Annotated in this window: 16 protein-coding genes; 2 read left to right on the top strand and 14 right to left on the bottom strand. The window is 43.6% G+C overall.

Annotation, left to right across the window (positions count from 1 at the left end):
- Positions 1–200: 200 nt before the first annotated feature.
- On the top strand, positions 201–722 hold the full coding sequence (locus tag HMPREF1195_RS00430) for a DUF2975 domain-containing protein (protein ID WP_003006066.1): 522 nt from the start codon (positions 201–203) through the stop codon (positions 720–722).
- A 10-nt stretch (positions 723–732) separates the two neighbouring features.
- Positions 733–939, top strand: a complete 207-nt coding sequence (locus HMPREF1195_RS00425) for a helix-turn-helix domain-containing protein (RefSeq protein WP_003006064.1) — start codon at positions 733–735, stop codon at positions 937–939.
- Positions 940–1,444: 505 nt separating this feature from the next.
- On the opposite strand, the gene metG is transcribed toward HMPREF1195_RS00425, so the two are convergent.
- From metG to HMPREF1195_RS10550, 14 genes are all read right to left on the bottom strand, one after another.
- Complete coding sequence (metG, locus tag HMPREF1195_RS00420; protein ID WP_023917490.1) at positions 1,445–3,436, bottom strand: methionine--tRNA ligase; 1,992 nt, start codon at positions 3,434–3,436, stop codon at positions 1,445–1,447.
- Between the two features lie 58 nt (positions 3,437–3,494).
- A complete protein-coding gene (locus HMPREF1195_RS11260; protein WP_080674677.1) occupies positions 3,495–3,683 on the bottom strand; it encodes a hypothetical protein in 189 nt (62 codons plus the stop codon).
- Between the two features lie 69 nt (positions 3,684–3,752).
- Complete coding sequence (locus HMPREF1195_RS00415) at positions 3,753–4,445, bottom strand: phosphoglycerate mutase (protein WP_003012031.1); 693 nt, start codon at positions 4,443–4,445, stop codon at positions 3,753–3,755.
- A gap of 146 nt (positions 4,446–4,591) precedes the next feature.
- On the bottom strand, positions 4,592–5,038 hold the full coding sequence (locus tag HMPREF1195_RS00410) for a Fur family transcriptional regulator (protein ID WP_023917488.1): 447 nt from the start codon (positions 5,036–5,038) through the stop codon (positions 4,592–4,594).
- A 546-nt stretch (positions 5,039–5,584) separates the two neighbouring features.
- Entirely contained in the window at positions 5,585–5,860 is a 276-nt protein-coding gene (locus tag HMPREF1195_RS00405) for an HU family DNA-binding protein (protein ID WP_003006038.1), read from the bottom strand.
- Positions 5,861–5,970: 110 nt separating this feature from the next.
- The gene (locus HMPREF1195_RS00400) at positions 5,971–6,804 is read right to left on the bottom strand and encodes a DegV family protein (protein WP_023917486.1); all 834 of its coding nucleotides are present in this window, start codon (positions 6,802–6,804) and stop codon (positions 5,971–5,973) included.
- 89 nt (positions 6,805–6,893) lie between these two features.
- Positions 6,894–7,622: a metallophosphoesterase gene (locus HMPREF1195_RS00395; protein ID WP_023917484.1), complete on the bottom strand. Its 729-nt coding sequence runs from the start codon at positions 7,620–7,622 to the stop codon at positions 6,894–6,896.
- Positions 7,623–7,644: 22 nt separating this feature from the next.
- The gene (gene recN / locus HMPREF1195_RS00390) at positions 7,645–9,303 is read right to left on the bottom strand and encodes a DNA repair protein RecN (RefSeq protein ID WP_023917483.1); all 1,659 of its coding nucleotides are present in this window, start codon (positions 9,301–9,303) and stop codon (positions 7,645–7,647) included.
- 6 nt (positions 9,304–9,309) lie between these two features.
- Positions 9,310–9,744, bottom strand: a complete 435-nt coding sequence (locus tag HMPREF1195_RS00385; RefSeq protein ID WP_023917481.1) for an arginine repressor — start codon at positions 9,742–9,744, stop codon at positions 9,310–9,312.
- Positions 9,734–10,552: a TlyA family RNA methyltransferase gene (locus tag HMPREF1195_RS00380; RefSeq protein ID WP_023917480.1), complete on the bottom strand. Its 819-nt coding sequence runs from the start codon at positions 10,550–10,552 to the stop codon at positions 9,734–9,736. The genes HMPREF1195_RS00385 and HMPREF1195_RS00380 overlap by 11 nt, the downstream gene beginning before the upstream one ends.
- Positions 10,545–11,420, bottom strand: coding sequence for a polyprenyl synthetase family protein (locus HMPREF1195_RS00375; RefSeq protein WP_023917479.1), 876 nt, complete (start codon positions 11,418–11,420; stop codon positions 10,545–10,547). The genes HMPREF1195_RS00380 and HMPREF1195_RS00375 overlap by 8 nt, the downstream gene beginning before the upstream one ends.
- A complete protein-coding gene (locus HMPREF1195_RS00370; RefSeq protein WP_003006013.1) occupies positions 11,417–11,629 on the bottom strand; it encodes an exodeoxyribonuclease VII small subunit in 213 nt (70 codons plus the stop codon). Before HMPREF1195_RS00370 ends, HMPREF1195_RS00375 begins: the two co-directional genes overlap by 4 nt.
- On the bottom strand, positions 11,622–12,947 hold the full coding sequence (gene xseA, locus HMPREF1195_RS00365; RefSeq protein WP_023917477.1) for an exodeoxyribonuclease VII large subunit: 1,326 nt from the start codon (positions 12,945–12,947) through the stop codon (positions 11,622–11,624). Before xseA ends, HMPREF1195_RS00370 begins: the two co-directional genes overlap by 8 nt.
- Before the next feature lie 152 nt (positions 12,948–13,099).
- Entirely contained in the window at positions 13,100–13,264 is a 165-nt protein-coding gene (locus HMPREF1195_RS10550) for a type 2 periplasmic-binding domain-containing protein (protein ID WP_023917476.1), read from the bottom strand.
- Between the last annotated feature and the right edge of the window lie 5 nt (positions 13,265–13,269).

The raw sequence follows: 13,269 nt of genomic DNA, 5'->3' as shown, positions 1-13,269 counted from the left end.
GAAAGTATAGTAAAATTCCCCTCTATGTAGTGGTTTTCCAGGTTTAAACTGACTAGTCTTAGCAGAGAATACCTGTTTCTCAAAAATAATATTTTGTTTATCGTTATTTTTTTATCGTTTTTCGATACTTTTTTATTGACTATTTTTTTATAAAGAGTATACTATAAGTGAAAAATAAATAAACTTCAAGGAGGCTTGCGATGAAAAACTCAAAAACCTTAAAAAATGTCATTGAAGTCTTGACGGCTTTCATTTACTTCTGTGGCTTTATGACTGTGGCTGCACTGGTCGTCCACCTGCTTTCACGGATGGGAGTGTTTAAAGATCTCATTCAAACTGGACGCTTGTCCTTTGATGTGAATGGCATCCAACTCTTCCCCAAACATCCGCAACCTCTCTGGCAGCTGCTCTTCCCACTAGCCTCAAGCGCTATCTATATTTACCTTCTCATCACCATTCGCAGCTTCCTCCAAAATCTCTACCAAGAAAAGATCTTTTCTCACTCTAACATTGATCTTTGCAACCGAGCTTGGAAGATTCTCTTGGTCTTGTCCTTTATGTCTGGCACACTTGAAACCAGTGGAAATGCTTATCTCCTTCCCTTCACTTTCCAATTTACCTTTAACACAGGGCTTCTCCTTGCCGTTCCAATCGTCTGGGTCTCTGGCAAGATTTTAGAGAGAGGTATTGAGATTGCTGAAGAAAATGAGCTAACCATTTAAGGAGGTTGCCATGATTATCGTCAATCTAGATGTCATGCTAGCCAAGCGAAAGATGAAATCCAACGAGCTAGCCGACAAAATCGGCATCACCACAGCCAACCTCTCCATCCTCAAAACCGGCAAGGCCAAAGCCATCCGCTTCACCACCCTTGAAGCCATCTGCAAAGAACTCGACTGCCAGCCAGGAGATATCCTAGAATACCGGCCGGATGAATAGGAAAATATAATTTGAGACCTTCCTTGGGTGAGGACGGACGGTAGCGAATCCCTTTGGGATTCCATACCTAATATTTGAGCCTACTGTCTCAAATCTCCCGAGAGTCTGAAATGATACCGTTTCAGACTCTTTTCTCACTGCGGAAGTCTCCGTTAACATCCATTGCTAATAGGACTCATCTACCATCCTTGTAAAACTCAATGATAGGAACCATATCAATACAACAAAAGCACTCCCGCGGGAGTGCTTGAGAGCATAGACAATCTGCTCTTCCATACAAATCAAATAAATTCTATAAAAATTAAAAAATTTATTCGTAAGAATTATTCAATCATCTACTGAATCTTTCCGCCGTGAGAAAAGTGCCTGAAATACAGTTGTTTCAGGCACTCGGAATTATTGAGACCTTAGGCTCAATAATTAGTCATGGAACTTCTTCGAAGTTCGCTGACGTCCGTACTCACCTAAGGAAAGTTTTTTAGATGATTTTTTCTTTGTCTATCGTTTAGCCAATGATACTTCCATTTGGTACAGATGGATCAACAGTTAAGACTGTTAATTGATCTCCGTATTCTGCGGAAAGAATCATGCCTTGGCTGACATATTTCTTCATCATCTTACGTGGTTTAAGGTTGGCTACGATTTGGAGTTTCTTGCCGACCAATTCTTGTTCATTTGGATAGAATTTCGCGATACCAGAAAGGATTTGACGGTCTTCGCCATCTCCTGCATCTAGGCGGAAGCGAAGCAATTTGTCTGAGCCTTCGACACGTTCCACTTCTTTGACTTCTGCGACACGGATTTCAACCTTGTCAAAGTCTTCAAATTTGATCTCATCTTTTTCAGACTTGAGTTCCACTTCTTCTGGAATCCATTCTTTTTCTTGTGGTTTACCAGCAGTCATTTGCGATTGGATGTAGGCAATTTCTTCATCCATGTCCAGACGTGGGAAGATTGGAGTTCCTTTGGCAACCACTGTAACATTTTCTGGGAAGCCAGCTAAGGTCAAGTTTTCAAGATCGAAGTCCATGCCCAAGCCTAGTTGTTCCATGATGGCATTTGAGGTGTTCATCATGAATGGTTGGATCAAGTGAGCCACAACACGGAGGCTGGCTGCCAAGTGAGTCATGACCGCTGCCAATTGTTCCTTGTCACCATCTTCTTTAGCGAGGACCCAAGGAGCAGTCTCATCGATGTACTTATTGGTACGAGAGATGATGTTCCATACGGCTTCCAAAGCGCGTGGGTAATCCACCGCGTTCATTTGCTTGTGGTATTCAGCGATGTTTTCTTCAACTACCTTAGCCAAATCTGCATCAAATGCTGTGACATTTTCGACATAAGCAGGAACTTGACCACCATAGTATTTATTGATCATGGCTACCGTCCGGTTAAGGAGGTTTCCAAGGTCATTGGCCAATTCATAGTTGATGCGAGCCACGTAGTCTTCTGGTGTGAAGGTACCATCAGAACCAACTGGCAAACTGCGCATGAGGTAGTAACGAAGTGGATCCAAGCCGAAGCGTTCCACCAACATTTCTGGGTAGATGACATTTCCTTTAGACTTAGACATCTTGCCGTCTTTCATGACAAACCAACCATGGGCAATCAAGCGTTCTGGCAATTTGATATCCAACATCATAAGAAGGATTGGCCAGTAAATCGAGTGGAAACGAAGGATGTCTTTTCCAACCATGTGGAAGACAGTTCCGTTCCAGAATTTATCAAAGTTTTCATGATCTTCTTGACCGTAACCAAGAGCCGTCACATAGTTGAGAAGGGCGTCGATCCATACATAGACCACGTGTTTGGGATTAGATGGAACTGGAACTCCCCAGGTAAAGGTAGTTCGAGATACTGCCAAATCTTCCAAGCCTGGCTCGATGAAGTTTTTCAACATTTCATTGAGACGGCCATCTGGCGTGATGAAATCCGGTTGGGATTTGAAAAATTCAACCAAGCGGTCTTGGTATTTGCTGAGGCGAAGGAAGTAAGATTCTTCGGAAACCCATTCTACTTCGTGGCCTGATGGGGCTACCCCACCGATGACCTTGCCATTCTCATCACGGTAAACCTCAGCCAATTGGCTTTCTGTAAAGAACTCTTCATCAGAGACTGAGTACCAGCCAGAGTATTCACCCAGGTAGATGTCATCTTGCGCAAGCAAGCGTTCAAAGACTTGAGCCACCACTTTTTCATGGTAATCGTCTGTCGTACGGATGAATTTATCATATGAGATATCGAGTAATTGCCAGAGTTCTTTCACTCCAACGGCCATCCCATCTACATAAGCTTGCGGCGTAATCCCAGCTTCTTCTGCTTTCTGCTGGATCTTTTGACCATGCTCATCGAGACCAGTCAGGTAGAAAACATCGTAGTTCATCATGCGTTTGTAACGCGCCAAAACGTCACAGGCGATCGTTGTATAAGCTGAACCAATATGCAATTTACCTGATGGGTAATAGATAGGAGTTGTGATGTAGAATGATTTTGTCATTTTCTTTTCCTTTCAGGGCTAATGGAACCCAATTTAGTAACACTCTATTATAACACTTTTAGGAGACCCTGAAAACCCAAAAGCGGCTAGGATCTAAGGAAGACAAGCAAAAAGAGAGTGGGACAGAAATCGGTAATTCGTTAGAATTCGATTTCGTCGTCCCACCTCCGCACAGTTGAGTAGGGCTATAAAAGCTGATGAAATCAGCGTAGTAGAGCCCACTCCACCACTGCGTCTTGCTCGACAATCCAAAAACAAGAAGAGGCTAGGACTTTTGTCCCAGCCTCTTCTATTATTGATAACGAATCACGCTATCTTACTTTCCAAGATAGTATTCTTTTACAACGTTCAATTTTTCGTCAAATTCGAATACCAATGGTGGGAAGTTAGGGATTTCCACATCCATGATTTCGTCGTCTGACAATTGTTTGATGTGTTTAACAAGAGCACGGATTGAGTTACCGTGTGCTCCTACGAATACGTTTTTACCATCTTTAAGAGCTGGAGCGATTTTATCTTCCCAGAATGGAAGGGCACGTTCCAAAGTAACTTTCAAGTTTTCAGCATCTGGAATTACTGAGTCATCAAGTGAAGCGTAACGACGGTCAGTATGTGCTGAGTGTTCATCATCACGGTCCATTGCAGGAGGCAATACATCGTAAGAACGACGCCAGATGTGAACTTGTTCATCACCAAATTGTTCAGCAGCTTCTGCTTTGTTTTTACCAGTCAAACCACCGTAGTGACGTTCGTTCAAGCGCCATGATTTTTCAACTGGAACCCACAATTGGTCAGAAGCTTCAAGAGCCAAGTTAGTAGTTTTGATCGCACGTTTCAATACTGAAGTGTAAGCTTGGTCAAATTCGATACCAGCTTCTTTGATCAATTTACCAGCGTCGATCGCTTGTTGTGTACCTTTTTCAGACAAATCAACATCAGCCCAACCAGTGAAAAGGTTAGCTTTGTTCCATTCAGACTCACCGTGGCGAGCAAAAACCAATTTTACCATTAGATGGATCTCCTTTTTATTCTCCGAGGTTTCCCCCGTTTATCTATTTTATTCTACTAGATTTTCAGTAAAAAATCTAGTGGCGACCATAGAAAAGTGCAATTTCTCACAAAAAAGAGCCTGACGACTCTCTTGGAATATCTTCATCATTGTTTTTGACACTCTGGGCAAATACCATAGACAGTCATTTGGGTCTTGGTGATCTGGTAGCCACTTTGACTGGCTGCTTCTTCGCGAAGATCTGGGACTTCAATGTCCACATCTGCGATACCGCCACATTTTTCACACACCACATTCAAATGGTCATGCCCCATGAAATCAAAATAGGTCGTGGTATCATTGCGAACCTTGATCTCAGAAACAACCCCCTCATCAATTAAAACCTTGATATTGTTGTAGACAGTTGCTAGACTCATGCTTGGAAACTGAGGCAATAAATCGCGATAGATCTTCTCAGCACTTGGATGTTCATGACTCGCCACTAAATAGGAAAGAACTGCTCTGCGAGTATCGGTAATCCGAATGCTCTTAGCACGCAAACTTTGCAAGACTTCTTCCACGCGCTCTTCTTCATGACGATGCAATGCGTTCACTATGATCCCCCCTTTCCAATATGATTTAATCGATTCGTTACCCCTATTATAGCATGTTTCAAAATAAATCACTATTTAGAATGCTTTTAATTAAAAAAAATGTCCAGTGGACATTGATTCACGAGCCTAAAACGGAAAAGCGAGTTCATGTCCAGTGGACATTGATTCACCAACTTGAAAACGGAAAAGCGAGGTTATGTCCAGTGGACATTGAGTCACGAGCCTGAAAATGAAAGAGCAAAACCCCTGGGGGACATTGAGTCATTCACTAATGTCTCTATCCCCTCTCAGCCGATCCAACTGGTCATCCAGCGCACGGTTCCTAGGATCATTTTAACTACGAGGATCATAAAACAGAATTCCAGTACGAACCACAGCCCTTTCAGTAGATACAAAATAGGTCGGATAAACAACAAGGCAAAGAGGCCTAAAATGAATCGCATGGTCTTTTCTCTCTCCTTCTTTTTTCCTATTATACCCTTATCCTATAGAGCTGTCCAACAAAAAAACCATCCTAGAAATCTAGGATGGTTTTTCAAAATGCAATTATTTAACTGCTTCTTTAAGAGCTTTACCAGCTTTGAATGCTGGAACTTTAGAAGCTGCGATTTTGATTTCTTTACCAGTTTGTGGGTTGCGACCTTTACGAGCTGCACGTTCACGAACTTCGAAGTTACCGAAACCGATCAATTGAACTTTTTCACCTTTTGAAAGGTATTCTGAAACTGCTGCGAATACAGCGTCAACAGCTGCTGCTGAATCTTTTTTAGTCAATTCTGTAGCTTCTGCCACTTTTGCGATCAAATCTTGTTTGTTAGCCATTTAACAAATCCTCCAAATTTTTTTAGGCTTTACGCCTTAACAGTACTATAATATCTAAAAAAAGCCTTTAGGTCAAGTACTAAACCTGTTTTTTCAAACATTTATTCAGCTTATTCGTAGCGCACCAAAACTGCAAATGCATTCTCACCTGTATGGGTTTGGATAATCGATCCAGTTTCGAGAACTGGGATCGCATTTTCAACGAGCGATTGCAACTGAGCCTTCATTTCATTGGCCCATTCCGGGGTTCCTGCATAAGAAATCCCGATCTCAGCAACCTTGCTGTGGGATAACTTCTCAGTCAATTCATCTACCCACTTCTTAAAGGTCTTGTTTCCACGCCCCTTGACGATCGGTTCTAACTGATGGTCCTTCATTTCCATCACGACACGGATGTTAAGAAGCGAGCTCAAAAGTCCGGTAACACGACCAATCCGACCACCTTTAACTAGATTTTCCAAGGTAGATACGCCGATATACAACTCTGTCTTTTCTTTGACTTCTTCAATACGAGCTAAAACGGTGTCTAGATCTGCTCCTTCTTTAGCCAACTTAGCTGCCTCAACCACTTGAAACTTCATGGCTTGGTCTGTAAAGCCACTATCAATCACGGTCACATCTACCCCTGACAAGGTTGCCCCTTGACGAGCTGCTTCTACTGTTCCTGACAAGGCATGAGACATATGAATCGAAACGATATGAGCTCCGTCCGCTGCTAACTTTTCATACACCTCTGCAAAGACTCCAACAGGTGGTTGGCTAGTCTTTGGAAGATTTTTGCTAGACTGCATTAAGCGCAAGAAGTCCCCTTCACCCAACTCACTGTCGGAATAAAGGACTCCATCCACCATAACAGAAAGTGGCACAATGGTAATGCCATATTCTTCAACCACTTCAGGCTCAATTGTAATAGATGAGTCTGTAACTATTTTAATATTTGCCATTTATTTCTTTACTCTTCCTATGAATGTTCTGGTTTCATTATATCAAAAAACACGAGGTTTTGCTGTAAAAGATTTCCAGACCTCCGCTCTCAATCGTCTGCAGCAGAAAAACCTGTATTGTGAAGGACATGGTCTTGGACAATGCCTTGATCATCCAAGAGCAACCCATGGAGAACTCCTCCATAAACAGCGCCCCCATCGACACCCATTTTTTGATCTGAAATCCAAAGATTTTCGGTACCGACTGGCTCATTGAGCAGTCCATAGACCGGTGTATGACCAAAGACGATCCATTTGCCTGTCTGATTCTCCGCTTCATGGAATGGTTTTCGGATCCAGACTTTTTGGTAGTCACTGGTTTCCCGCCAATTTTCAAGAGTTAAATCCACACCGGCGTGGACAAAGTAATAGGTTTCTGTCTCAAAGTCAAAGGGCAAACTACGGATGAAGGCTACCAATTCAGGAACAGCGCTCTCTACGGCTTGCGCATCGGCAATCCCATCTACAGGAGCATCGAGTGGCCGGCCTAAAAGAGAGTTGATGGTCGTATCGCCACCATTTCTTCGGTAGTGGTCATAACGCTCTTCTGGATTGTCCAACCAAGCTAAAAACATGTACTCGTGATTTCCGGAAAGGCAAACAGCTCCGTGATGGTCTACGTAGTCTTTTACGATCTCAATCGATCGTTTGCTGTTTTCGCCTCGATCTATCAAATCACCTAAAAAGACCAATTGAGCTTTTCCGTCCCACTCTGTCATGAGCTCTTCTAGCATTTGTGCTTTTCCGTGAATATCTCCGACTACAAAGTATGTTGACATGGTTATAAACCTTCTTTCTCTCTTAACGCTTGAGAAGTTGCTCTGCCTGTTGACGGGCAGCTTCCGTTAGATCCTCTCCTGCCAGCATCTTGGCAATTTCTTCGATTCGTTCTTCTCTATTGAGCAAGCGTACAGTTGATACGGTAGAGTGTGCATCACTGATTTTCTCAATATAGAATTGATAATCCGCTGCAGCGATGACTTGAGGCAGGTGAGAAATAGCAAGAACTTGGCCATTTTGACCAATCTTATGAATTTTCGCTGCGATGGCTTGAGCCACGCGCCCAGAGACCCCTGTATCTACCTCGTCAAAGACGATACTGGTTTTTCCTTCTTTTCGAGAAAAAGCAGATTTAATGGCCAACATCAAGCGTGACAATTCTCCGCCGGATGCAACCTTGACAAGGGCTTTAAAGTCCTCACCTGGGTTGGTCGAAATGTAAAATTCGACAGCTTCATTTCCCTCCCGATTAAACTTAGCCTTGCTAAAACGCACTTGGAAGCGCGCCTTGTCCATGTAGAGATCTGCCAATTCTTGCTGGATTTCATTTTCCAAAGCTTGGGCCAGAGTATGCCGCTGATCACTCAAATCTTGAGCCAAGGTGACCAAACTCTTTTCCAAACGTTTGAGTTCTTTTTCCAAGTCCTCAGACGAGAGGTCACTTACTGTGAGGAGGCCATATTCTTTGGTGATTTGCGCCAGGTATTCCAAGACATCCTTAACTTGACCACCATACTTGCGCGTGATGGAGTGGATCAAATCCAAACGCGATTCCACCTGCATGAGGCGATTACCATCAAATTCCAGACCATCGACCACATCTTCTAAGCGCTTGGTAATATCCTCAAGGGCATAGAAGGTTTCCGATAACTGGCTTGAGAGTTCTTTGTAGCTCGGATCATATTCTTCAATGCTTTCCAGATCATTCATGGCTGAGCGAACATTGGAAAGGCTCGAAAACTCTTCTGCATCCAGCATGGTATAGGCATTGGTTAGAGTATCTGCAATCATCTTGTGATTGAGCAGACGTTGGCGTTCTTGCTCCAGACGCACGTCCTCATCCACTTCCAAGGCAGTTGCCTCAATCTCTGCAATTTGAAACTCCAACATCTCGATACGGGCCTTGTTTTCCTGCTGGTTGCGCTGGAGTTCCACCACTTGTTTACGCAGGCGTTTGTAGTCTTCAAAGGTCTGACAGTAAGCATCTTTGGTTTGGAAAAAGGCTGCATCTCCAAATTCATCCAGCATAGCGATATGCAATTGAGGCCGCATAAGTTCTTCCTGATCGTGCTGGCCATGGATGTCTACCAAATGTTGACCGACCGCTTTTAAGACTGATAAATTTACCATTTGGCCATTGATTCGGCTGACACTTCGCCCATTTTGCAAGATCTCTCGGCGAATGATCAATTCATCGGTCCACTCTAATCCTTGCTCTTCAAAGAGCGCTGTCAAATGGCGATTGCTCTCAACAGCAAAGAGACCTTCGATTTCCGCTTTTGGGGCTCCGTGTCGAATGACATCCGTCGTTGCACGGCTTCCCAGCATCATATTCATGGCATCGATAATGATGGATTTCCCTGCACCTGTTTCCCCTGTCAGTACCGTCATTCCCTTTTCAAAATTTAAGGAAATCTCCTCGATAATGGCAAAGTTCTTAATCGAAATTTCTAATAGCATAGGCTCTTACCACCCAAAGATTGATTTGAGGATATTCTCTGCTTCTGGTGCGGAATAAGCAATCAACAAGATCGTATCATCATCTGCGACAATACTAAATATATGATTCTGATAAATATCCCGCAAACGACGTTTAACTAAAGGAGCTGTCCCTGGAACCATGGTGAAATTAACATATTCACCCATTCGACGATGAGACAAGATATTGCTTTCAATCATCCCGATTCCTTGGTGATGCTTGCGTGGCAATTCATAGACATAAGTCATATCTTTTAAAGGTCGTTTAACAATTCCCAGCTCTTTAATATCGCGTGACACTGTCGCCTGGGTTGCTGAAATCCCCTCTTCTTTCAAGTGTTCAACAATCTCTTCTTGTGTTCCCACTTCATGATCACGTATAAAGCGGAGAATTTTTTCTAATCGAATATTCTTACTCTTCATGTTTAAATTCCTTGTGCGCCTTTTCCACAACAGTCTCCAGCTGCTCTGTACTAGGCTTTGTTTTCTCTTCTTTTTTTTCTAGATACATCAAAAATTCGATGTTGCCATGGCCTCCTTGGATAGGGGAATAATCCACTCCCATCACGGAAAAGCCATGTGTCCCTGCAAATGTAGCGACCTTTTCAAGGACCGCTAAATGAATCTTGGGATCCTTAATGATCCCATTTTTTCCGATCTGCTCGCGTCCTGCTTCAAACTGGGGTTTAACTAGCGCAACCACTTGTCCATTATCTGCCAAAATCCTATGAAGGGCTGGCAGAATCAAGTCCAAGGAAATAAAGCTGACATCGATACTCGCAAAGCTCGGTGTCGCTTCAAAATCATCTGGCTCAGCATAGCGAAAATTGAACTGTTCCATCGAGACTACCCGAGGATCGTTGCGCAATTTCCAAGCCAACTGATTGGTCCCAACATCCACCGAAAAGACCAGGCTGGCTCCATTTTGCAGCATGACATCTGTAAAACCACCTGTGGAGGCGCCAATATCGATGGCAATCTTGTCCTCTACAGACAAACCAAATTGGTTCAGGGCTTTTTCTAATTTGAGTCCGCCCCGGCTGACATACTTGAGTTTTTCACCCTTTAATTTCAACTCAGTTGCTTCATCAATTTTTTCACCCGGTTTATCAAAGCGCTCACCATTGATAACGGCAACGACAAGGCCTGCCATGACCCCTCTTTTGGCTTGTTCGCGTGTATCAAATAGGCCTTGTTTATAGGCTAATACATCTACTCTTTCCTTAGCCATCTATTCGTAATCCTTCTATTAATTTCTTGATTGCTTGCGGATCAAAGTCGCAAGCAGCCGTAATCTGATCCAACAAGTTCTCGCAAGCATCTAATTCACTTGTCAGCAAAGCTTTTGATTCTTCCAATCCCAAGAGGGCTGGATAAGTCGATTTTTCTGCCACTAAGTCCTTTTGAGGAGTCTTACCCAGAGCTTCAAAATCAGCGACCAAATCCAAAATATCATCCCGTACTTGAAAAGCCAGCCCTAATGTTTTCCCAATTGTTTCTAGAAGCTGACCAATGTCTGCTGGCAACTCTAAAATCGAGGCTGCTGCGATGAATGGATAGGCAAGGAGTCGTCCTGTCTTATTGGCATGGATGGTTTGCAATTCTGCTAGAGTGAGCTGTTTGTGCTCCCCTTCCATGTCAAGGACTTGGCCAGCTACCATTCCGCGACTACCCGAAGCATCTGATAACTCAAGGATCAAAGAGACCTTGACCGCATCTGAAAGGTCACTCGCAGCAATCAGGCCAAAGGGATCGAGAAAAAGTGCATCTCCTGCTAAAATCGCCAAATCTTCTCCAAATTTCTTGTGATTGGTCAATTGCCCCCGACGGTAATCGTCATTGTCCATGGCCGGTAGATCATCATGAATAAGGCTTCCTGTGTGGATCATCTCCAAAGCCCCTGCCACTTGAAAATGAGCCTCTGTCAACTCCTGTCCGAAGGCTTCTAACAATTCTAGAAGAAGCATTGGGCGCAGGCGTTTTCCACCTGCTTGGATCGAATAAAGGACCGAGCCCACTAAATGGGGGGCGATGGATTTTTCCTCATAAAAAGAGCGAATCGCTTGCTCTACTCTATTTCGTTTTTCTTCTTGTCTCATGCTAGATCCGCTTCAGTACCATCTGCTTGCATGACCTTGACCAAGGTTTTCTCTGCTTGATCCAAGGTGTCTTGCAATTCTTTTGACAACTTCATTCCTTTTTGGAATTCTGTAATCGCTTCTTCAAGAGCCACATCCCCACTCTCCAATTTTTGGACGATGGCTTCCAAATCTGCTAAATTTTCTTCAAATTTCTTTTCTTTAGACATGTTTCACCTCTACTTCTAACTGGCCATCTCTCATGATGAGGGACAGCGGGTCTCCTTCTTTTACGTTCGCAACCGAATCCAAGACTTGATCGTCTTGCTTGACCATGGCATAGCCACGCGCAATAATCCGACTCGTATCCAGCATCAAGAGGGCTTCTGATAAGCCTTGAACCTTGATCTTTTGCTCTTTTAGGACTTGTTCCATGCGGCTGGTTAAGAGTCTCTTATCTTGAAAGACACGGTCTTGATAACGTTCGATACGATGCAAAGGAGACATAGCCTCTAGACGATGGCGCAGACCTTGTAACTGATTGTCCCCTTGTCCATAAGCTTCGCGCATCCCTTGTTTCAATCGCAATTGCAACTGGTCAATCTTTTGCAGGTAGCTATCATAGAGTCTCTCGGGCTGTCTAAAAATAACCGATTGACTTAATTTGGCCAAACGTTCACGATTATAGGCCAAACGATTGGACATGGCTGTTGCCATGCGATTCTCCTGCTTTTGTAAATGCGACAAGAGATCTAATTTCGTCACCGGAGTGGCTAATTCAGCTGCTGCTGTCGGAGTAGCGGCTCGTCGGTCCGCTACAAAATCTGCTAGAGTCGTGTCTGTCTCATGTCCCACACTGGAAATAATGGGAATTCTAGACTCAAAAATAGCCCGCACAACTGGCTCTTCATTAAAGGCCCAGAGGTCTTCAATCGAACCACCCCCACGACCGATGATCAAGACATCTAGGTCCGTCCGAGCATTGGCCTTCTGGATATTGGCAACCACCTCACTTGCAGCGCCTTCTCCCTGGACCTTGGTCGGGTAGAGCACGATGTCCACACCAGGAAAACGACGGCTCACCGTTGTGATAATATCGCGAATCACGGCCCCACTTTGACTAGTGACCACCCCGATCTTTCTTGGGAATTGTGGTAGAGCTTGCTTCCACCGATCCTGAAAAAGCCCTTCTTCGGTCAGCTTTTTCTTGAGTTGCTCAAATTGGATGGCTAAGGCCCCTACCCCATCTGGCTCCGCCTTTTCGATGACAATGGAATAACTCCCACTTGGCTCATAGAGTTGGATCCGACCAATGACATTGATTTTCATGCCTTCTTCTAGCTCAAAGCCAAAACTCTTATAGATCCCAGCCCAAACAGTCGCCTGAATCACAGCCTTTTCATCCTTTAGAGAGAAATACTGGTGATTAGGACGTTTTCGGAAATTGGAGACCTGCCCTGTCAGATAAACCCTTTCCAAATAGGGATCCTTATCAAATTTTAATTTCAAATATTTGGTCAAACTTGATACGGATAAATAGTTGGACATAGGAACTCCTTTCTGCAGAATATGATCAAGTTTAATTATACCAAAAAACACCAAAAAAGGCTGGCAGACAAAGCGAAATCATGAATTTCCTTTCTCTCCAAGCCTCATTTTATTCAAGTCACTTTCTACTGGTCTATTTTAAACCAGCTTCCCTATTTTTCACACTGCTCTAATCGTTCAATAAAGGAACTAAGAAGTGCTTGGGGTTCCCCTTCATTTGGATAGGCATAACTAATATAGAAGACTGTTTTTTCCTCTTCAACCAGCGGAATTTTGACAAGATTTGGATATTCTGGAAAGAGAGTCAGATCGGTCATGAGGC

This window comes from Streptococcus parasanguinis CC87K, assembly GCF_000507765.1.
In the GTDB taxonomy this organism is placed as follows: Bacteria; Bacillota; Bacilli; order Lactobacillales; family Streptococcaceae; genus Streptococcus; species Streptococcus parasanguinis_J.
Note: the sequence above shows the minus strand (reverse complement) of the source record. Positions and strands in the feature narration are given on the sequence as shown.